Genomic DNA, 19,425 nt, shown 5'->3' on the forward strand with positions numbered 1-19,425 from the left:
TTCAAGTTCGCTTTTTGCGCCGGCTCAGCAGAGCTCTTGTGGCGAGAGAACAATCCCTCGCCACAGGTTCCAGTGTTCAGGTCAGCTTCTTCAGCGGTTATTTAGCCCAAACCCGCCAAATCTTGTTCCCCACATCATCTGCCACCAACAGCCCGCCCTGTTTGTCGATCACCACACCCACTGGTCGGCCTTGGGCTTTTTCATCTGCATTCAGGAAACCGGTCAGCACATCCACCGGTTGCCCCACCGGCTTGCCGGCGTTGAAGGGTACGAAAATCACTTTATAGCCGCTGTGGGGTTTACGGTTCCATGAGCCGTGCTGCCCGATGAAAGCCCCTTCGGTAAACGGCGCTGGCAAGGTGCTGCCTTCGGCGAACGTCAGCCCCAGTGACGCGGTGTGTGGGCCGACGGCGTAATCCGGGGCGATGGCCTTGGCCACCAGTTCCGGTTTTTGTGGCTCGACCCGCTTATCGACGTGCTGCCCGTAATAGCTATAGGGCCAACCATAGAAGGCGCCGTCCTTGACTGAGGTGATGTAGTCCGGGACCAGGTCGCTGCCGATCTCATCGCGCTCATTCACCGCGGTCCATAGCGCGCCACTGCGCGGCTCCCAGGCCAGGCCGTTGGGGTTGCGCAGGCCCGAGGCGAAGATGCGGTGATTGCCGCTGGCACGGTCCACTTCCCAGATGGCCGCGCGGCCTTCCTCGGCCTCCATGCCGTTTTCCCCGACATTGCTGTTCGAACCGGTAGTGACGTACAGCTTGCTGCCGTCCTGGCTGGCGATCACGTTTTTGGTCCAGTGGTGATTGAGCGTGCCACCCGGCAGGTCGACGACCTTGGTCGGCTGCGCCTTGATTTGCGTATCGCCCTCTTTATAAGGGAAGCGAATCAGTCGGTCGGTGTCGGCCACGTACAGATCATTGCCCACCAGTGTCATGCCGAACGGTGAATTGAGGTTTTCCAGAAAGACCGTACGGGTTTCGGCGATGCCGTCATGATTGGCATCACGCAACAGGGTAATGCGATTGGGGCTGGGCACCCCCGCGCCGGCGCGGCCCATGACTTTCTCCATGACCCAGCCTCGAATGCCTTTGGAGTCGTCCGGTTTGGGCGGCGCGTTGGTTTCTGCCACCAGCACGTCACCGTTGGGTAGCACGTAGAGCCAGCGTGGATGATCCAGCCCTTCGGCGAATGCGCCCACTTGCAGGCCCTGGGCCGGGGTAGGTTTGGCGCCATCCGGCCAGCCGATAGCCTCGGCAATGTTGACGGTGGGGATCAGGGTCTTGTTCGGTTCCGGCAGTTTTGGCGAGGGGCCAGTGCCGTCGGAAACCTGCAGTGTGGAGGACTCGCCGCAAGCAACAAGCCCTGCGGCCAATGCGACGATCAGAAGGTGTGGTGGCTTGAGCATGCGGGCTTCCCTATGAGTGCATGGTGGTTATTCATAGAGAAGCTTAGACCCGCGATGGTTCAACCGGTCAGCCGTGGGCCTGCTTGAACAGCACGGCGATGCCCGGATGATACTGCCCGGCCTCATTGCGCAACTTGCGATAGGCATAAGGGAAGTACCAGGCCACGGCGCAGGTATTTTCCTTCTGCAGTTCATCGATCATGTCCTGCAGCTCTTCCGGCGTGGCGCTCTGCTGGGCCTTTTGCGGTGCGACGAACAAGCAGCCCAATCGCAGGTCACTGGAATAGCTGATACGTTTGGCGTCGCTGGTGATGTCGAGCAGCGGCTGGGTAAGATTGAGGTTCTTGACCTTCGGCCAGCGTTGAGTGGCCTGGATGAAAGCGCGCTCCTCGGTGCCGGCGATGAACAGATCGGCGCTGACGTTGCGTTCGCCTTCTTCATTCTGTTTGCGAGTGGGGGTGTTCTGCAGCGTGACCATCTCGGCCATCCAGGCTGCGGCCGAGAGCAGGCCAAGATTGGCTTTTTCATCGAACCAGTAAGGTGTGTCGTTATCGCCGCGCACGGCGTTGTAACGGTCGATACAGTCAAACCAGCGTTCCAGCACCGGGCGCAGGAATTCCAGTTTTGGATTGCTGATGATCATGCCTTGCATGTTTTTGCCCTCTTGTTATTGTGATATCGGGTCGTGATGCCTATTTGATATCACTTGCCGCAGCATGGCACAAGATTGGCGTCATTTTATTGATCAGGGCCAATGTCCACTGTTGAACCTGTGCCGGCTTTAATTGACGCTCCACCCCCAACCCTCTAACCTTCGCGGCTTGTTTCAGGTGCTCTGTGACCGGGCGATCGTTGGGTCGACAGAGTGAAACAGGGAAGCCGGTGAGTGCATACGAACCCGGCGCTGCCCCCGCAACGGTAAATGAGTCAACGCTGCGCCTGGCACTACACAGGCCACAAGCCACTGTGTCCGTAGACATGGGAAGGCGCGCAGCCCGGCATCACGCCGCTCATGAGCCCGGAGACCGGCCTGATTCATCCAACGGCATCACGGTGGGCGATGCCAGGCTTGTTGCCGTCTTTTTTGTGCCCGCCCGCCGTTATCCAATCCCAACGGAGAGCTCCCATGACCCACACCCCCGATCGCGACGAACGCCACCTGGCGCGCATGCTGCGCAAGAAAGCCGTGATCGACGAGCGCATCGCCAACTCGCCAAACGAATGTGGCCTGCTGCTGGTGCTGACCGGCAACGGCAAGGGTAAGAGCAGTTCTGCGTTCGGCATGCTGGCCCGGTCCATGGGCCATGGCATGCAATGCGGCGTGGTGCAGTTCATCAAGGGGCGTAACAGCACCGGTGAAGAGCTGTTTTTCCGTCGCTTCCCGGAGCAGGTGCGCTTTCATGTCATGGGCGAAGGCTTCACTTGGGAAACCCAGGATCGCCAGCGCGACATCGCCGCGGCTGAAGCGGCCTGGGCAGTTTCGCGTCAATTGTTGAGCGACCCGTCCATAGGCCTGGTGGTGCTCGATGAACTCAACATTGCCCTCAAGCACGGTTACCTTGACCTGGACCAGGTGCTGAGCGACTTGCAGGCCCGTCCGCCGATGCAGCATGTGGTGGTGACCGGTCGCGGCGCCAAGCCGGAATTGATTGAACTGGCCGACACCGTCACCGAAATGGGCATGATCAAGCACGCGTTCCAAGCGGGTATCAAGGCGCAGAAGGGCGTCGAACTGTGAGCGATGTTCCCTTGGCGAGTCGTCACTGCCCGGCGGTGCTGATCGCCGCTCCTGCTTCCGGGCAGGGCAAAACCACGGTCACCGCCGCCCTGGCCCGCTTGCACCGTAAGCAGGGGCGCAGGGTGCGGGTCTTCAAGTGCGGGCCTGATTTCCTCGACCCGATGATCCTGGAGCGGGCCAGCGGCGCGCCGGTCTACCAACTGGACATGTGGATGGTCGGCGAGCAGGAGAGTCGTCGATTGTTGTGGGAAGCTGCTGCCGAAGCCGACTTGATTCTGATCGAAGGGGTGATGGGGCTGTTCGATGGCACGCCATCGAGTGCCGATCTGGCCCGGCACTTCGGCGTGCCGGTGCTGGCGGTGATCGATGGCACGGCCATGGCCCAGACCTTCGGTGCCCTGGCCCTGGGCCTGGCGCGGTATCAGCCGGACTTGCCTTTCGCCGGGGTACTGGCCAATCGGGTCGGCACCTTGCGTCATGCGCAGTTGCTCGAAGGCAGCCTGACCGAAGGCCTGCGCTGGTACGGCGCCCTGTCACGGGAAACCGGTATCGAGCTGCCAAGTCGCCACCTTGGGTTGGTCCAGGCCAGTGAATTGAATGATCTGGACCTGCGCCTCGACGCCGCCGCCGATGCCTTGGCTGGCAGTTGTGAAGTGGCGTTGCCGCCGGCTGTGGAGTTCGTCGCGCCAGCGGTGATTGCCGCGCAGCCGTGGCTGGAAGGTGTGCACATCGCCGTGGCCCGGGACGAAGCGTTCGCCTTCACCTATGGCGCCAGCCTTGATTTGTTGCGAGCCATGGGCGCGCAACTGAGCTTCTTTTCACCTATTCATGACAGCGAACTGCCGGCGGCGGACAGCCTGTATCTGCCCGGTGGCTATCCGGAATTGCACCATGTGGCGCTGGCGCAAAACGCCCCGATGCTGGCGGCGATCCGCGCGCACCATCAAGCAGGCAAACCCTTGCTGGCTGAATGCGGCGGCATGCTTTATCTGTTGGACTCGTTGACGGATGTGGACGGCACCCGTGCCGAGCTGCTTGGGTTGCTGGCCGGTGACGCGCAGATGCAAAAGCGTCTGGCGGCCCTGGCGCTGCAATCGGTGGAGTTGCCGGAGGGCACTTTGCGCGGGCATACCTATCATCATTCCCTCACCAGCACCGGGCTGGAGCCGATTGCCCGAGGTCATAGTCCCAATGGCGGGCGTGGCGCGGAGGCGGTTTTCCGGCAGGGTCGGATGACGGCTTCCTATGTGCACTTCTATTTTCCGTCGAATCCAAGGGCGATTGCCGCGCTGTTTGCACCTGATCCTGAGGCCGCTATCGCAAACAGGCTCGCTCCCACCTCCGATCACCTGACCCCTGTGGGAGCGAGCCTGCTCGCGAAGCGGCCATGACAGACACCGCTTTCTCTCAGGCCGAACGCGATGCCGTCTACCGGGCCATCGCCGAACGCCGCGACATGCGCCACTTCACCGGCGGCACCGTTGAGCCAGCGTTGCTGCGCCGCCTGCTGGAAGCCGCGCATCAAGCCCCCAGTGTGGGTCTGATGCAGCCGTGGCGGTTCATTCGCATCAGCGACCGCGCCTTGCGTGGGCAAATCCGTCAACTGGTGGAACAGGAACGCATCCGCACCGCCGAGGCCCTGGGTGAGCGCAGCGATGAATTCATGAAGCTCAAGGTCGAAGGCCTCAACGACTGCGCCGAAGTGCTGGTGGCGGCGTTGATGGATGATCGCGAGCGCTATGTCTTCGGTCGACGAACCCTGCCGGAAATGGACCTGGCCTCGCTGTCCTGCGCGATCCAGAATCTGTGGCTGGCCTCTCGCGCCGAAGGGCTGGGGATGGGCTGGGTTTCGCTGTTCGAGCCCCAGGCCCTGGCCGAGCTGTTGGGCCTGCCCGCCGGCGCCAAACCGCTGGCAATATTGTGCCTGGGGCCGGTCGAGGGTTTTTACCCGGCACCGATGCTTGCCTTGGAAGGCTGGGCGCAGCCGCGTGCGCTGGATGAATTGCTCTACGAAAACCATTGGGGAGTAAGCCCATGAGTGTGGCGTTGCTCAGTGCTGCCGCGGTGGCGCTGGATGCGCTGTTGGGCGAACCCCGACGCTGGCATCCGCTGGTGGCGTTCGGTCGCTTTGCCGATCGTATCGAACAGCGTTTCAACTCCGGCGGGCGTGGCTGGCGCAGCCATGGCGTGACGGCGTGGATCATCGCCGTGGTGCCGTTGACCCTGCTCGCGACGGCGCTGTCCTGGGCGCCGTTGGTGGGCTGGCTGGTGGAAATCCTGGCACTGTACCTTGCCCTTGGCCTGCGCAGTCTCGGGGAGCATGTCGAGCCGGTAGCCCGGGCTCTGCGCGGTGGAGATCTGGACGAAGCGCGCCGGCGGGTCGGCTACTTGGTCAGTCGTGAAACCGCCGAACTGGATGAGACTGCCGTTGCCCGTGCCGCCACTGAGTCGGTGCTGGAGAACGGCAGCGACGCGGTATTCGCCGCGCTGTTCTGGTTCGCCGTCGCGGGCGCGCCTGGTGTGGTGTTATACCGCCTGAGCAATACCCTCGACGCCATGTGGGGCTATCGCAACGAGCGCTTTGAGCGTTTCGGTTGGGCAGCGGCCAAGATCGATGATGGGCTCAACTACATTCCGGCGCGCCTGGTGGCGCTGACTTACGCCGTGCTTGGAAAAACCCGCCTGGCGCTCAAGTGCTGGCGCACTCAGGGCCCGACCTGGGACAGTCCCAATGCCGGGCCCGTGATGGCCGCCGGCGCGGGTGCGCTGGGGGTCGAACTGGGTGGCGCGGCGGTGTATCACGGCCAATTGCATCAACGTCCGCCCTTGGGCGAAGGCGCGCCGGCGAACGCCGACGCCATTGATCGCGGCTGGCAACTGGTCCAGCGTGGCGTATGGTTGTGGTTGCTGATTCTCTGCCTGGGAGCTGAGTTTTATGCTTGAGCACGGTGGGCGCCTGCGCAACGCGGCCCGGCAATACGCGATTGCCGAGGCGCACTGGCTGGATCTGTCCAGCGGCCTGGCGCCCTGGCCGTTCGACGTGCCGGCGATTGCACTGCGGGCTTGGGCACGCCTGCCTGAGACCGATGACGGGTTGGAACAGGCCGCCTGCGATTATTACGGCGCCATGCATGTGCTGCCGGTGGCGGGTTCGCAGATGGCCATCCAACTCTTGCCGCGCCTGCGCCGGGCCGGCAAGGTCGGCGTCCTCTCACCCTGTTACGCCGAACACGCCGAAGCCTGGCGCCGCAGTGGTTACATCGTGCGTGAAGTGCTGGAGCCGGAGGTGGACTTCTTCCTCGACAGCCTTGACGTGCTGGTGGTGGTCAACCCCAACAACCCCACGGGCTTGCTGTTGAGCCCCGAGCGCTTGCTGGATTGGCATGCCCGACTGGCCCAGCGCGGTGGCTGGCTGGTGGTGGATGAAGCGTTCATGGATGTTACGCCACAACTGAGCCTGGCCGCCCATGCCCATCAGGTCGGATTGATCGTGCTGCGTTCGTTCGGCAAGTTTTTTGGCCTGGCCGGGGTTCGCCTGGGATTTGTATTGGCCGAGCGCCATTTGCTCAAGTTGCTCGCCGAACAAGTCGGGCCGTGGGCCGTCAGCGGGCCGACCCGGGTGGTGGGCCAGGCGTGCCTGCTGGACAGCGACGCCCAGGCCCGCCAGCGCCAACGCTGCGAAGACACTAGTCAGCGCCTGGCGCTGACGCTCGAACGCCACGGCTTCAAGCCTCAGGGCGGCTGCGGGTTGTTCCAATGGCTGGTCACTGAGCACGCCCAGGCACTTTACGATTTCATGGCCCAGCGCGGCATTCTTCTGCGCTTGTTTACCCATACCAGCAGCCTGCGCTTCGGGTTGCCGGCCGATGACGGTGAATTCCTGCGCCTCGAGCAAGCTTTCGAGGCCTACGCCAAGGACATCCAATGACCACTGTAATGGTGCAGGGCACCACGTCCGATGCCGGCAAAAGCACTCTCGTCACGGCGTTGTGCCGCTGGGTCAGGCGTCAGGGGGTGAGCGTGGTGCCGTTCAAACCACAGAACATGGCACTCAACAGCGCGGTAACGGCCGATGGCGGCGAAATCGGCCGTGCCCAGGCCGTGCAGGCCCAGGCGGCCGGTCTCCAACCGCATACCGACATGAACCCGGTGCTGCTCAAGCCCAACAGCGACACCGGTGCCCAGGTCATTATCCATGGCCGCGCCGTCACCACCATGAATGCGGTGGCCTATCACGATTACAAAGCCATCGCGATGCAAGCGGTGCTGGCCTCCCACGAACGTTTGAGCGCGGCGTATCCGGTGGTGATGGTGGAGGGCGCGGGTTCCCCGGCGGAGATCAATCTGCGCGCCGGTGACATTGCCAACATGGGCTTTGCCGAGGCGGTGGACTGTCCGGTGCTGCTGATTGCCGATATCAATCGCGGCGGCGTCTTCGCCCACCTTGTGGGTACCCTGGAGCTGCTTTCGCCCAGCGAACAGGCGCGGGTCAAGGGCTTCATCATCAACCGTTTTCGCGGCGACATCGCCCTGCTGCAACCGGGCCTGGACTGGCTTGAGGCGCGCACCGGCAAACCGGTGATTGGCGTGTTGCCGTACGTGATGGACCTGCATCTGGAAGCCGAGGACGGTCTCGATCAACGGCAGGCCGACAAGGCCGAGCAGGTGCTCAAGGTAGTGGTGCCGGTATTGCCGCGCATCAGCAACCACACCGATTTCGATCCGCTGCGCCTGCATCCGCAGGTCGATCTGCAATTCATCGGCCCAGGCCAGCCCATTCCCGCGGCTGACTTGATCATCCTGCCGGGTTCAAAGAGCGTGCGCAGTGACTTGGCCTACCTGCGCGCCAACGGTTGGGAGACGGCCATCCATCGTCACCTGCGTTATGGAGGCAAGTTGCTAGGCATCTGCGGCGGTTTGCAGATGCTCGGCCAGCAGGTCCACGATCCGCTGGGGCTGGAAGGGGCCGCAGGCTCCAGCACCGGGCTGGGCTTGCTGGCTTTCGAAACGACCCTGGAACACGAGAAGCAGTTGCGCAATGTGCGCGGTCGACTGGCCCTGGAAGAGGCCGAGGTCAGTGGGTATGAAATCCATGCCGGTGTAACCTCAGGCCCGGCATTGGAAAACCCGGCGGTGCAGTTGGATGACGGTCGCTGTGATGGCGCCCAGAGTCTGGATGGGCAGATTTTCGGCACCTATCTGCATGGGCTGTTCGAGTCACCGGCGGCCAGCAGCGCCTTGTTGCGTTGGGCCGGGTTGCAGAATGTGCAGGCGGTGGACTACCACGGGTTGCGCGAGCGGGACATCGAGCGGTTGGCGGATCTGGTGGAGCGGCATTTGGATACCGGGCTGTTGCGTGAGCTGTGTGGGATCTAGGGTGGCTGCACTGGCCTCATCGCGAGCAGGCTCGCTCCCACAAGGGACTTGTATGCATCGCACAACCACTGTGGGAGCGAGCCTGCTCGCGATGAAGCCGGCAGCAACACCGCCAATTTGAAAGGTAAAAAACATGCTGCAACTGATCCTCGGCGGCGCCCGCTCCGGTAAGAGTCGCCTGGCCGAAAAGCTCGCCACAGACAGCCGATTGCCCGTTACCTACATCGCCACCAGCCAACCCCTGGACGGCGAGATGAACGAACGGGTCGCCCAACACCGCGCTCGCCGTCCGGCCGAATGGGCGCTGGTGGAGGAGCCGTTGGCTCTGGCGCGGGTGCTGCGCGATAACGCAGGTTCAGGGCACTGCCTGTTGGTGGATTGCCTGACCCTGTGGCTGACCAATCTGCTGATGCTCGACAACCTCGAGCAGTTGACGGCCGAGCGTGACGCTTTGCTGGAGTGCGTTGGCGCGCTGCCGGGCGAAATCATTTTTGTCAGCAACGAGACCGGAATGGGTGTCGTGCCGCTGGGCGAGTTGACTCGCCGTTATGTCGATGAAGCCGGTTGGCTGCATCAAGCTTTGGCCGAACGTTGCCAGCGCGTCGTACTGACCGTTGCCGGCCTGCCCCTGACTCTCAAAGGTACTGCGTTATGAATCATCGCTGGTGGCTGGACCCGTGCAAGCCCCTCGACACCCAGGCCCTGGAGCAGGCTGCGGTCCGTCAGCAACAACTGACCAAGCCGGCCGGCTCCCTGGGGCGACTCGAGGCAGTGGCGGTGCAACTGGCGGGTTTGCAAGGGCAGGTCAAGCCGAGCCTGGATCAACTCTGGATCGCAATTTTCGCAGGTGATCATGGTGTGGTGGCCGAAGGTGTATCGGCCTATCCCCAGGAAGTCACCGGGCAGATGCTCCTCAATTTTGTCAGTGGTGGCGCGGCGATCAGTGTATTGGCGCGGCAACTGGGCGCCTCGTTGGAAGTGGTTGACCTGGGCACTGTGACGCCTTCGCTGGCGCTACCCGGTGTGCGGCATCTGAACGTGGGGCCGGGTACCGCGAATTTCGTGCAGGGGCCGGCGATGACCGTGACCCAAGGCGAGCAGGCATTGTTGGCCGGACGTGACAGTGTGCTGCGCGCGGTCGCCGCCGGAACGCAGCTGTTCATCGGCGGCGAAATGGGCATCGGCAACACCACGGCGGCCAGTGCCCTGGCCTGTGCCTTGCTTGACTGCCCGGTGACTCACCTGGTCGGGCCGGGCACCGGGCTGGACGCCGCGGGTGTCAGCCGCAAGGCTCAAGTCATCGAGCGCGCCCTGGCGTTGCACGGTGCACAGCGTAACGATCCACTGCAAACACTGTTCAACCTGGGCGGGTTTGAAATCGCAGCGTTGGCTGGCGCGTATCTGGCCTGCGCCCAGCAGGGCGTTGCGGTGCTGGTGGATGGTTTCATCTGCAGCGTCGCAGCACTGGTGGCGGTGCGTCTCAATCCTCAATGCAGGCAATGGCTGTTGTTCGGCCATCGCGGTGCCGAGCCGGGGCATCGGCACGTTCTGGAAACCCTCGGCGCTGAGCCGCTCATTGACCTGGGCCTGCGCCTGGGTGAGGGCAGTGGTGCGGCGTTGGCGGTGCCGCTGTTGCGCCTGGCGTGTGATCTTCACGGGCAGATGGCGACGTTTGCCGAAGCGGCTGTGGCGGATCGCCCGGCATGACTTTGCACCTGGACCTGCTGCGCCACGGCGAGACCGAACTGGGCGGCGGGCTGCGTGGCAGCCTCGACGATGCCTTGACGGACAGGGGCTGGCAGCAGATGCGCGAGGCGGTCGCGGCGGGCGGGCCTTGGGATCGGCTGGTGAGTTCACCGTTGCAGCGCTGCGCTCGTTTCACTGAGCAACTCGGCGTCCAGTTCGATTTGCCGGTGCACTTGGACAAGGATCTGCAGGAGCTGCATTTCGGCGCCTGGGAAGGCTGCAGCGCGGCGGCGTTGATGGACACCGACGCCGAGGCGCTGGGCCGCTTTTGGGCCGATCCCTACGCATTCACCCCGCCAGACGGCGAGCCGGTGCTGGAGTTTTCGAAGCGAGTCCTGGCGGCGGTTGAACGCCTGAGGACCGCGTATGCAGGGCAGCGCGTATTGCTGGTCAGCCATGGCGGGGTGATGCGCTTGCTGCTGGCGCGAGCCCGCGGTCTGCCTCGGGAGCAGTTGCTCAATGTAGAAGTGGCTCATGGCGCGCTGTTTTCTCTTCGGGTGTCGCCTGGTTCGGTGTTGAAGGAAGAGGGCTGAAGATGCTGGCGTTCTGGATCGCCTTGCAGTTCCTGAGCAGCCTGCCGGTTCGCTTGCCGGGCATGCCTGAGCCTGCGCAGTTGGGGCGTTCGTTGCTGTTTTATCCGCTGGTAGGTCTGTTGTTCGGAGGCTTGTTGTGGGGGCTTGATGCCCTGTTGCTTGGCACGCCGCTGCTACTCCATGGAGCCCTGTTGCTCACCGCTTGGGTGCTGCTTAGCGGCGGCCTGCACCTGGACGGGCTGGCCGACAGCGCGGATGCCTGGCTCGGCGGTTTTGGCGATCGCGAGCGTACGCTGCTGATCATGAAAGACCCTCGCAGCGGGCCGATTGCGGTGATTACGCTGGTGTTGGTGCTGCTGCTCAAATTCGCCGCATTGCTGGCCCTGATCGAGCAGCGACAAACCCTGGCATTGATCATCGTGCCGGTGTTGGGGCGTGGCGCGTTGCTGGGGTTATTCCTGACCACCCCATACGTGCGTGCCGGCGGGTTAGGGCAGGCGCTCGCCGACCATCTGCCGCGCCACAGCGGCTGGCAGGTATTGCTGGCCTGTGCGCTGGGGGGCGTGCTGGTGGCGGGCTGGGTCGGGGTATCGGCGCTGGTCATCGCTCTAACGGTATTTATCGGGTTGCGCCAGATGATGTTGCGCAGGCTGGGAGGTTGTACCGGGGATACGGCAGGCGCCTTGCTGGAGCTGCTTGAAATGGTGGTGTTGGTGGGGCTGGTGCTGATCTGGAATTGAGCGCTACCTGTCTGGCTGGGGATTCAGTTTGAAATTTCCTGAATTAAAATTTGCATTCACTTAATCGCGGGTATATACACGCACTATGCTTGCCTCCCAATGTTTGTGCATCAACCTGCGTCGCGCTGCTCGGGGCGTCAGCAGGTATTACGACGGCGCCCTCGACGGCTTCGGGATCAACGTCGCCCAGTATTCCTTGCTGAGCAACCTGGCGCGCCTGGACCAACCGAGTATCTCTTCCCTGGCCGAGGCCATGGGCCTGGACCGCAGCACCCTGGGGCGCAACCTGCGGGTACTGGAAGGTGAGGGGCTGGTGGCGCTGGCCGAAGGTGAAGACTTGCGCAATCGCATTGTCGAACTCACTGAAGCCGGGCATGCCCGGCTGGCGGCGGCGTTGCCGGCCTGGGAAGCGGCGCAACAACGATTGATCGATAAGCTGGGCGCCGAAAAGCGCGCAACGTTGCTGGCCTTGCTGGATGAACTGGCGTGAAGCCGGTTCGTTCGAAGATAAGCGGGTATATACCCGTGACCGGAGAATAATAATGACATCGATGTGGCGTACCTGTGGTTGGGTTCTGGTGGGCGGCGCGCTGATCCTGGCGTTGTCCCTGGGTGTACGGCATGGCTTCGGGCTGTTTCTGGCGCCGATGAGCGCCGAGTTTGGCTGGGGTCGTGAGGTGTTTGCCTTCGCCATTGCCTTGCAGAACTTGATCTGGGGCTTGGCGCAACCCTTTACCGGGGCGCTGGCCGACCGCTTCGGTGCCGCGAAAGTCGTGCTCATCGGTGGCGTGCTGTATGCCCTCGGTCTGGTCTTCATGGGCATGGCCGACTCGCCATGGTCGCTTTCATTGAGCGCGGGTCTGTTGATTGGTATCGGTCTGTCCGGCACGTCGTTTTCGGTGATCCTCGGCGTGGTCGGGCGTGCTGTGCCGCCGGAAAAACGCAGCATGGGCATGGGGATCGCCAGCGCTGCCGGCTCCTTCGGCCAATTCGCCATGTTGCCGGGCACGCTGGGGCTGATTGGCTGGCTCGGCTGGTCTGCCGCGCTGTTGGCGCTGGGGCTGCTGGTGGCGCTGATCGTGCCGCTGGTGAGCATGCTCAAGGACACCCCTGCGCCGCTGACCGGTCATGAGCAAACCTTGTCCGAAGCGCTGCGCGAGGCCTGCAGCCACTCCGGCTTCTGGCTGCTGGCGGTTGGCTTTTTTGTCTGTGGGTTCCAAGTGGTATTCATTGGCGTGCATTTGCCGGCCTATCTGGTGGACCAGCACCTGGCGGCCAGCGTCGGCACGACCGTGCTGGCCCTGGTCGGCCTGTTCAATATCTTCGGCACCTACACCGCAGGCTGGTTGGGCGGTCGGATGTCCAAGCCGCGCTTGCTGACCGGGTTGTACCTGTTGCGGGCGGTGGTGATTGGCTTGTTCCTGTGGTTGCCGGTGACGACTACCACGGCTTACCTGTTCGGGATGGCGATGGGCTTTTTGTGGCTGTCGACGGTGCCTTTGACCAACGGCACGGTAGCGACGTTGTTTGGTGTACGAAATCTCTCAATGTTGGGTGGGATCGTGTTCCTGTTCCACCAGTTAGGTTCGTTCCTGGGGGGCTGGCTGGGTGGGGTGGTATACGACCGAACCGGCAGTTATGACTTGATCTGGCAGGTGTCGATCCTGCTCAGTCTGCTGGCGGCGGCGTTGAACTGGCCGGTGCGTGAGCGTCCGGTGGCGCGGCTGCAAGTTCAGGCAGGTGCGGCATGAGCCGCGTAGGCCCGTGGTTGATTGCTGCCGGTGCCGGCCTGCTGCTGGTGGTCGCCTGGTGGGGGTGGCATCAGGGCGGGCTGGCGTTGATGCAACTGGGTATGGGCACCTGCTGAGCGGTGGACGGCGCCGGGCAGGGGGGAGTAACGTCGGGGTCTGACGTGCTTTCAAGGAGATTGCGACATGCTGATGCGCAGGTTTGCTGTACCCGCTCTGCTGCTGGCTTTGACCGGGCACGTATGGGCCGCTGACTGCCCACCCATGCTGGAGGGCTCGCTGCCCAAGTTGCGGGCCAAGGAAAACATCGATCTGTGCCAGCGTTTCGCCGGCCAGCCGCTGGTGGTGGTCAACACTGCCAGCTTCTGCGGTTTCGCCCCGCAGTTCAAAGGTCTGGAGGCACTCAACCAGCGCTATAAAGGTGACGGTCTGCAAGTGCTGGGGGTACCGTCCAATGACTTCAAACAGGAATCCAAGGACGGCGAAGAGACGGCCAAGGTCTGCTACGTCAATTATGGCGTGACCTTCACCATGACCGAGCCCCAACCGGTACGCGGCGCGGACGCCATCCCGTTGTTCAGGCATCTGGCCGAACAGTCCGGGGCACCGAAATGGAATTTCTACAAGTATGTCGTGGACCGCCAGGGTAAAGTCGTCGCCAGTTTCTCCAGTCGGACCAAACCCGACGATCCTGAATTCATCCAGGCGGTAGAAGCGGCCATCGCCTCTCGCCCCTGATCGCCAGTCACGAAAAAGCCCCGCCTCTTTGCAGAGTGCGGGGCTTTTTTCGCTTCAGATGGCGAGGGGTTCAGGCTCGCCGTGAATCATCAGAAGCGGTAGGTTGCACCGACACCGAAGCCATTTGCGCTGTTTTCGTATTCAGCGTTGTAGGACTGGCCCAGAGCGTTGCTGTGATTGACGCTGACTTTCTCTTCCTTGAGATAGGAATACGCCACGTCGATGGTCAGGTCTTCGGTCGGGCTCCAACCTGCACCCAGGCTGAAGATGGTCCGGTCGCCGGTAGGGATGCGTGGCGAGCGGTCGATGTTGTTGGTAGGTGACTGGTCGAAAGTCAGGCCGGTACGCAGCACCCACTGTTTGTTCAACTGGTAGGACGTACCGATGGCGTAGGCCCAGGTGTCATGCCAGTTCTGTTCCTCGGTAATGGTGCCAAGGAACGCAGGGGCCAGTGCACCACCGTTTGCAGGCGTGACGCCTTCGTTGTCCACGGTGATTTCTTTCAAGCGGCTCCAGCGAGTCCAGGTGCTGCCGGCATAAAGGGTCCAGGCATCGTTGAGCTGCTGGGTGACCGAAAAGTCCACCGATTCAGGTGTCGTGATGTCCAGCGAAGCGTCATAACGCGCCCCGCTCAGGAACCCGGCGGGAGTGCCGGCACCCGGGCTTACCTTGGTGTGGCCTTCAAGCTTGTACTTGACCTTGGAGTGGTAGGTCAGGCCAACACGAGTGGTGTCGGTCGCCTGGACCAGCACGCCGATATTGTAGCCATAGCCAATGTCGTCGCCCTTGATCTTCACTTCGCCATCGTTCGGTGAAAGCGGCGTGGTCAGGGTCGATTCCAGTGCGCCGGAAATGTGGTTGATGGTCGGGCCGAAACCGATCGACACCTTGTCGTTGAAGGCGTAGCTGACGGTGGGCTGGAAGGCGACGACTTTCACTTCGCTCTTGCTGCCGAAGTTGCGACCCTGGAAGCTGCTTTCGTAATCGGTGATCAGGCCGAACGGTGCGTATACACCCAGGCCGAAAGCCCATTGATCATCGATAGGCTTGACGTAATAGCCCATCGGAACGGCAGTGAACGGCACCATGTCGCCCTTGTTGGTGCCCGATTGGCTACCGCTGGCGTCGTTGATGTCGGTGGACGCGTCGATAGCGGCCATACCGCCCGTAACTTGCTGGCGCTTGAGGCGCGACATGCCGGCCGGGTTGCCAAACACAGTGCTTGCATCATCGGCAGAGGAAGAACGCCCAGCGAAACCGGTGCCCATGCCACTGATGCTTTGTTCGTTCAAGGCAAAGCCACTGGCGAAAATCTGCGTGGATGCCAAGGTAACGGCAAGGCCAAGGGTGGTTTTGAGCATCATTTTTTTCATTGTTAGAACTCCAGGTGATCACCGGGGCGAAAATTACCAACATTTTCGTTTAAGCGCTATAGGCTGTATGGCTTGATTTAGAGCGGTTTTGTAGGACAATCAGACCAAATTCGCGGCTGTTGTAGGAACTTTCCAGATCTGACCTTAGCAGGCGACCTGATTCAGCGGCGAAACACAACTTTGCCAGGCGCAGGTGAAATCCCGCAGGCGCCCTTGAGGGTGAAATGTCTGGCGCCAGATCCGGGCCATGCCTAACAGGTCATCGGCGTCAGGAAGCGCGAGGTTCTGTTCCTCCACCAAAAGCCAGGCAATGGCGGTGGCGTAACGCAGATTGACGGTCAATTCCAGGTGCGGGCCGCTGAGAAAGGCGTGCTGGCTGGCCAGGCCCCGAACCAGGCTGGCTCGTTCCGGATCCAGAGCCAGGTAATGGTCCCAGAGCGCCCGGTGGCGGGGTTCGGGAATGCGGTACAGGCCGTGCCCGCGACGGTCATGCAGGGCTGATCCCAGGGCGGACTGGCTGGCGGCAATCCCCAGCAACAAGGATTCCGCCGTTGCACTGTGGCGCTCCAGGTACAGGAGCGTCGGGCGGATCACATATCGACACAGTTCGCTGGCAGCGATACCCATAAAACCCTCGAAACGTGAAAGGGGCAGAGCCTGAAATGGGTGTGGGCTTGGCAGCAGTGGTTCGGTTCAGGCTCCGCCGGAAGCGGATCATGCCGCTTGACTTGAAGTGTAGTGTCATATTCCCGCTGTAAAGGACTGTTTTTAAAACATCTTCGCCGAACGGTTATAACCGTTATATCCCCCGGTGCTTAAGCCGTTGCGCTTTATCGAGAAATTCTGGGCAATAAAAAACCCCGCTTTTGGGGCGGGGCCTTAGGGTTTCAGCCTTTGCGGCGTATCAGGCAACCAGTGCCTGACGGGTACGCTCGATCACGGCCTGCAGCGGTTCTGCGCTGGAGTACTGATCGGGGTACAGGCGTTCGCTGTGACGGGCGATGCCATGTTCGTTGACCAGCGTGAAGCTGAAGCAGCCTTTGCGAGCGGCCATGATCAGGCAGTTCATTGGGGCAAAAGCGTTGGTTAGGGTGCGGATGGCATCCTGTGTATGGATTTGAGTCGACATGTTATGGGTGTTCCTACAAATGACACGGTTAAGAACCGTGCAACGTTAAAACGTTCCAGTAACGTCGACCACCATTGGTCGAACGAAGAACCCGACTGGAACAAAGCAGCCAGTTTGAGCGCTATATAAAGTGCGCGCTTGGGCTGGCAGGTAGGTACTTAGGAGGGCAGGCAACACATCAAGGGCAAAGGTTCTGGGCCCGGGGTGAAGATCCTGATCAATTTTGCAGGCTGGTTCGGTCAGAGTAACGAGTCTGGCAACATCCTTTGCAATCGATCAAAGGCAGTGTTGACGCAAGAATTACCTGGAAACCATCGAGGGGGTCGGTCTCTTTTTGTCGGTGAGGCTTCTCTTGAAGAAGGCTGACCGTGGAGATGTATTCGACCCGGAATTGACTTTCAGCTTGGTACTAACGCCGCGGATAGTAACGGATCGAGTGGTCGAAGGGAAGGACGATGGGAAAAAAAGATCCTGCCTGGTCGCCGACTGATCGTTTGTTTGCCCATAGGTGATCGGCCATAGCACAGGAACCGATCAATGGTTTTGCGCTTAGCCGACGGACAACGGCCCGCACGTCGTCAGGTTATCCCCAGGTTTTACCGCGCAAATGAGCCAAAACGGCGCAACCATATAACCATTTCACGTGTTACTTGTGCACACTCGATGCGGTGGTTGTCACCGTATTGTCATGTGGAAACAATCTGGGGTGGGTGCCTGTATCCAAAATTTAAGTCAATGAAAAACATCGCTTTTTTTTACTGGTGAAAAAATCGTCAGTTTGAGCGCAGGCCCCGTTCCACAGGGCTTACGGCGACTTCAGGGGGGGTTGTCCACTGAGTTATCCACAGCTTCTGTGGATTGTCCCAAGCGCTTGCTCTAGCACGGGCGTGCCGGATTTTTTCGACTTTACCCGTGCGAAAAAAGGAGTAGAGTGGCGCGCCTTCCTGATCTGTCCCACAGTGCTTTATGAAGTTTCGCTCAGTATCAAATCCTGTTACCTCCACACCCGCCGGTGTTACCCCACCCAAACGCATTTCGATGCGCGTGGCCGAATGGCTGCTCGACAGCCCGCGCCTTGGGGAAAACACCAGTGTCAAACACTTGGCCGGCCGTTTACTCAAGCAACCAGCCCGGGAAGGCGTGGTAGCTGCGCAAAGTCGCCTCGGTCAGCTGATGTGCCGTGAGTGCGGGAACGCGCGCGATCGCCGTATTGGCCAGGATCTGCTGCGTCAGGCTGCCAGGGCCGGGGATCATCGTGCGCGCCAGGCGCTGGGTGAAATCGAAGACTGAGCTGGGCATCCCCTGGCCGCTTGGTTAACCTGCGGGCTTTATTTCATCGGCGGGAATTGTCATGGCTATGGATTTGACCAGCCTGTTGTTTGGCCTGGCGGGTGCTGCGGTGCCGTTGCTCGCCCTGGCCTGGCACCTGCAACGCCAGGCCAGCGCCGCGCAAACCGAACTCGCGTTAATGGAGGAGCGTCTGGCCACCGCCCACATGGCCCACGACGGTTTGAACGCCCAGCTCGATGCGTGCCGCGATGAAATCAGCGACCTGGGCCAGGCCAACGCCGCCCGGCAAGCCGAGCTTGCCGCCGCTTGTCGCGAAGTCGAGTTGTTGCAGATCGAACGCGACAATGCCCGAGACGCAGCCCACGCCTGGAACTTGGAGCGTGCCGGAAAAGAAGCGGAACTGCGGCGTCTCGATGCCCAGGCGGCTTCGTTGCATGCCGAACTGCGTGAGCAACAGGAAAGTCATCAGCAACGTCTGGACGACCTGCAAGGTTCGCGAGACGAGTTGCGGGCACAGTTCGCCGAGCTGGCAGGAAAAATCTTCGATGAGCGTGAGCAACGCTTCGCGGAAACCAGTCAGCAGCGGTTGGGGCAGTTGCTCGACCCGCTGAAGGAGCGCATCCAATCCTTTGAAAAACGTGTCGAGGAAAGCTATCAAGCCGAGGCGCGGGAACGCTTCTCCCTGGGCAAGGAGTTGGAACGGCTGCAACAGCTGAACCTGCGCCTGAGCGATGAAGCGACCAATCTGACCCGTGCCCTCAAAGGCCAGAAGACCCAGGGTAACTGGGGTGAGCTGATTCTGGAGCGGGTGCTTGAACACGCCGGCCTGGAGAAGGGCCGCGAGTATCAGACCCAGGTCAGCCTCAAGGGCCCGGACGGCGAACGGTTCCAGCCGGACGTGCTGATTTACCTGCCCGGCGACAAGCAGGTGGTGGTGGATTCCAAGGTCAGTCTTACGGCCTATCAACAATATGTGGCCGCCGAGGACGACAGCATCGGCCACCTCGCTCTCAAGCAGCACGTGGTCTCTTTGCGGGCCCACGTCAAAGGTCTGGCCGGCAAGGATTACAAGCGCCTGGATGGTTTGCACAGCCTGGATTTCGTGTTGTTGTTCGTACCGATCGAGGCCGCGTTTTCTGCCGCGCTGCAAGCCGAACCGAACCTGTTCCAGGAAGCCTTCGACCGCAACATCGTGATCGTCAGCCCGACGACGCTATTGGCGACGTTGCGGGTGATCGACAGCTTGTGGAAACAGGAGCGCCAGAGTCAGAACGCCCGGGAAATCGCCGAGCGGGCAGGGTGGCTGTACGACAAGTTCGTACTGTTCATTCAGGACCTGGACGAAATAGGCAGCCGTTTGCAGCAACTGGACAAAGCCTACAGTGCGGCGCGCAACAAACTCACAGAAGGGCGTGGCAATCTGATCAGCCGCAGCGAACAACTCAAATTGCTCGGCGCCCGGGCCAGCAAAAGCCTGCCAGCCGAACTGCTCGAACGGGCAATGACCGATGTCGATGGGCTGCCCGAACTGCCTGAAGAGACCGAAAAGCCTCAGGCTTGATGTAAAAACCTGGGCTTGATGCCAGGCAGTGTGTGCCTGACAGTG

At 61.5% G+C, this 19,425-nt stretch carries 20 protein-coding genes and 1 riboswitch; of the genes, 15 read left to right on the plus strand and 5 right to left on the minus strand.

Features of this window, described 5'->3' with window-relative positions; genetic code table 11:
* Positions 1-97: 97 nt before the first annotated feature.
* Positions 98-1,408, minus strand: a complete 1,311-nt coding sequence (locus MKS85_RS22130; RefSeq protein ID WP_047228721.1) for a sorbosone dehydrogenase family protein — start codon at positions 1,406-1,408, stop codon at positions 98-100.
* A gap of 67 nt (positions 1,409-1,475) precedes the next feature.
* Positions 1,476-2,060, minus strand: a complete 585-nt coding sequence (locus MKS85_RS22135; protein WP_047228720.1) for a hypothetical protein — start codon at positions 2,058-2,060, stop codon at positions 1,476-1,478.
* Positions 2,061-2,219: 159 nt separating this feature from the next.
* A riboswitch (cobalamin riboswitch) is annotated at positions 2,220-2,457 on the plus strand.
* A 77-nt stretch (positions 2,458-2,534) separates the two neighbouring features.
* Between MKS85_RS22135 and cobO the strand changes: the two genes are divergently transcribed.
* The 13 genes from cobO to MKS85_RS22200 all read left to right on the plus strand — a co-directional run bounded on the left by cobO (position 2,535) and on the right by MKS85_RS22200 (position 14,027).
* Positions 2,535-3,146 carry a cob(I)yrinic acid a,c-diamide adenosyltransferase gene (gene cobO, locus MKS85_RS22140; protein WP_047228719.1) on the plus strand — a complete coding sequence of 204 codons (612 nt, stop codon included), beginning with the start codon at positions 2,535-2,537 and terminating at the stop codon, positions 3,144-3,146.
* Positions 3,143-4,537, plus strand: coding sequence for a cobyrinate a,c-diamide synthase (locus tag MKS85_RS22145; protein ID WP_188252296.1), 1,395 nt, complete (start codon positions 3,143-3,145; stop codon positions 4,535-4,537). The genes cobO and MKS85_RS22145 overlap by 4 nt, the downstream gene beginning before the upstream one ends.
* Positions 4,534-5,184, plus strand: a complete 651-nt coding sequence (gene bluB, locus MKS85_RS22150; RefSeq protein ID WP_139049372.1) for a 5,6-dimethylbenzimidazole synthase — start codon at positions 4,534-4,536, stop codon at positions 5,182-5,184. The genes MKS85_RS22145 and bluB overlap by 4 nt, the downstream gene beginning before the upstream one ends.
* Complete coding sequence (gene cbiB, locus MKS85_RS22155) at positions 5,181-6,089, plus strand: adenosylcobinamide-phosphate synthase CbiB (RefSeq protein ID WP_076383759.1); 909 nt, start codon at positions 5,181-5,183, stop codon at positions 6,087-6,089. The genes bluB and cbiB overlap by 4 nt, the downstream gene beginning before the upstream one ends.
* A complete protein-coding gene (cobD, locus tag MKS85_RS22160; protein WP_188252295.1) occupies positions 6,082-7,074 on the plus strand; it encodes a threonine-phosphate decarboxylase CobD in 993 nt (330 codons plus the stop codon). Before cbiB ends, cobD begins: the two co-directional genes overlap by 8 nt.
* Positions 7,071-8,522: a cobyric acid synthase gene (locus MKS85_RS22165; protein ID WP_076383761.1), complete on the plus strand. Its 1,452-nt coding sequence runs from the start codon at positions 7,071-7,073 to the stop codon at positions 8,520-8,522. Before cobD ends, MKS85_RS22165 begins: the two co-directional genes overlap by 4 nt.
* 133 nt (positions 8,523-8,655) lie before the next feature.
* A complete protein-coding gene (gene cobU / locus MKS85_RS22170; protein ID WP_188252294.1) occupies positions 8,656-9,177 on the plus strand; it encodes a bifunctional adenosylcobinamide kinase/adenosylcobinamide-phosphate guanylyltransferase in 522 nt (173 codons plus the stop codon).
* Complete coding sequence (gene cobT, locus MKS85_RS22175) at positions 9,174-10,229, plus strand: nicotinate-nucleotide--dimethylbenzimidazole phosphoribosyltransferase (RefSeq protein ID WP_076383762.1); 1,056 nt, start codon at positions 9,174-9,176, stop codon at positions 10,227-10,229. Before cobU ends, cobT begins: the two co-directional genes overlap by 4 nt.
* Positions 10,226-10,801, plus strand: a complete 576-nt coding sequence (gene cobC / locus MKS85_RS22180; protein WP_139049376.1) for an alpha-ribazole phosphatase family protein — start codon at positions 10,226-10,228, stop codon at positions 10,799-10,801. Before cobT ends, cobC begins: the two co-directional genes overlap by 4 nt.
* Before the next feature lie 2 nt (positions 10,802-10,803).
* A complete protein-coding gene (locus MKS85_RS22185; protein ID WP_139049377.1) occupies positions 10,804-11,541 on the plus strand; it encodes an adenosylcobinamide-GDP ribazoletransferase in 738 nt (245 codons plus the stop codon).
* Positions 11,542-11,626: 85 nt separating this feature from the next.
* Positions 11,627-12,031 (plus strand): MarR family winged helix-turn-helix transcriptional regulator, encoded by a 405-nt coding sequence (locus MKS85_RS22190; RefSeq protein ID WP_047228709.1) that lies wholly within the window; start codon positions 11,627-11,629, stop codon positions 12,029-12,031.
* Between the two features lie 52 nt (positions 12,032-12,083).
* Positions 12,084-13,292, plus strand: coding sequence for an MFS transporter (locus tag MKS85_RS22195; RefSeq protein ID WP_076383765.1), 1,209 nt, complete (start codon positions 12,084-12,086; stop codon positions 13,290-13,292).
* Positions 13,293-13,475: 183 nt separating this feature from the next.
* Positions 13,476-14,027 (plus strand): glutathione peroxidase, encoded by a 552-nt coding sequence (locus MKS85_RS22200; RefSeq protein ID WP_076383766.1) that lies wholly within the window; start codon positions 13,476-13,478, stop codon positions 14,025-14,027.
* Positions 14,028-14,116: 89 nt separating this feature from the next.
* Here the strand turns inward: MKS85_RS22200 and MKS85_RS22205 are convergent, their stop codons facing one another.
* The 3 genes from MKS85_RS22205 to MKS85_RS22215 all read right to left on the minus strand — a co-directional run bounded on the left by MKS85_RS22205 (position 14,117) and on the right by MKS85_RS22215 (position 16,529).
* Positions 14,117-15,400, minus strand: coding sequence for an OmpP1/FadL family transporter (locus MKS85_RS22205; RefSeq protein ID WP_047228706.1), 1,284 nt, complete (start codon positions 15,398-15,400; stop codon positions 14,117-14,119).
* A 144-nt stretch (positions 15,401-15,544) separates the two neighbouring features.
* Positions 15,545-16,027, minus strand: coding sequence for a hypothetical protein (locus tag MKS85_RS22210; RefSeq protein ID WP_173406659.1), 483 nt, complete (start codon positions 16,025-16,027; stop codon positions 15,545-15,547).
* A gap of 277 nt (positions 16,028-16,304) precedes the next feature.
* Positions 16,305-16,529 (minus strand): hypothetical protein, encoded by a 225-nt coding sequence (locus MKS85_RS22215; protein ID WP_007898912.1) that lies wholly within the window; start codon positions 16,527-16,529, stop codon positions 16,305-16,307.
* Positions 16,530-17,495: 966 nt separating this feature from the next.
* Here MKS85_RS22215 and MKS85_RS22220 point away from each other — a divergent pair.
* Together MKS85_RS22220 and rmuC are read left to right on the plus strand one after the other, a co-directional pair.
* Positions 17,496-17,819, plus strand: a complete 324-nt coding sequence (locus tag MKS85_RS22220; RefSeq protein ID WP_076383767.1) for a hypothetical protein — start codon at positions 17,496-17,498, stop codon at positions 17,817-17,819.
* A gap of 178 nt (positions 17,820-17,997) precedes the next feature.
* Positions 17,998-19,380 carry a DNA recombination protein RmuC gene (rmuC, locus tag MKS85_RS22225; RefSeq protein ID WP_171061333.1) on the plus strand — a complete coding sequence of 461 codons (1,383 nt, stop codon included), beginning with the start codon at positions 17,998-18,000 and terminating at the stop codon, positions 19,378-19,380.
* Positions 19,381-19,425 lie beyond the last annotated feature (45 nt).

This window comes from Pseudomonas sp. JL2 (genome assembly GCF_031570495.1).
Lineage (GTDB): Bacteria > Pseudomonadota > Gammaproteobacteria > Pseudomonadales > Pseudomonadaceae > Aquipseudomonas > Aquipseudomonas rhizophila.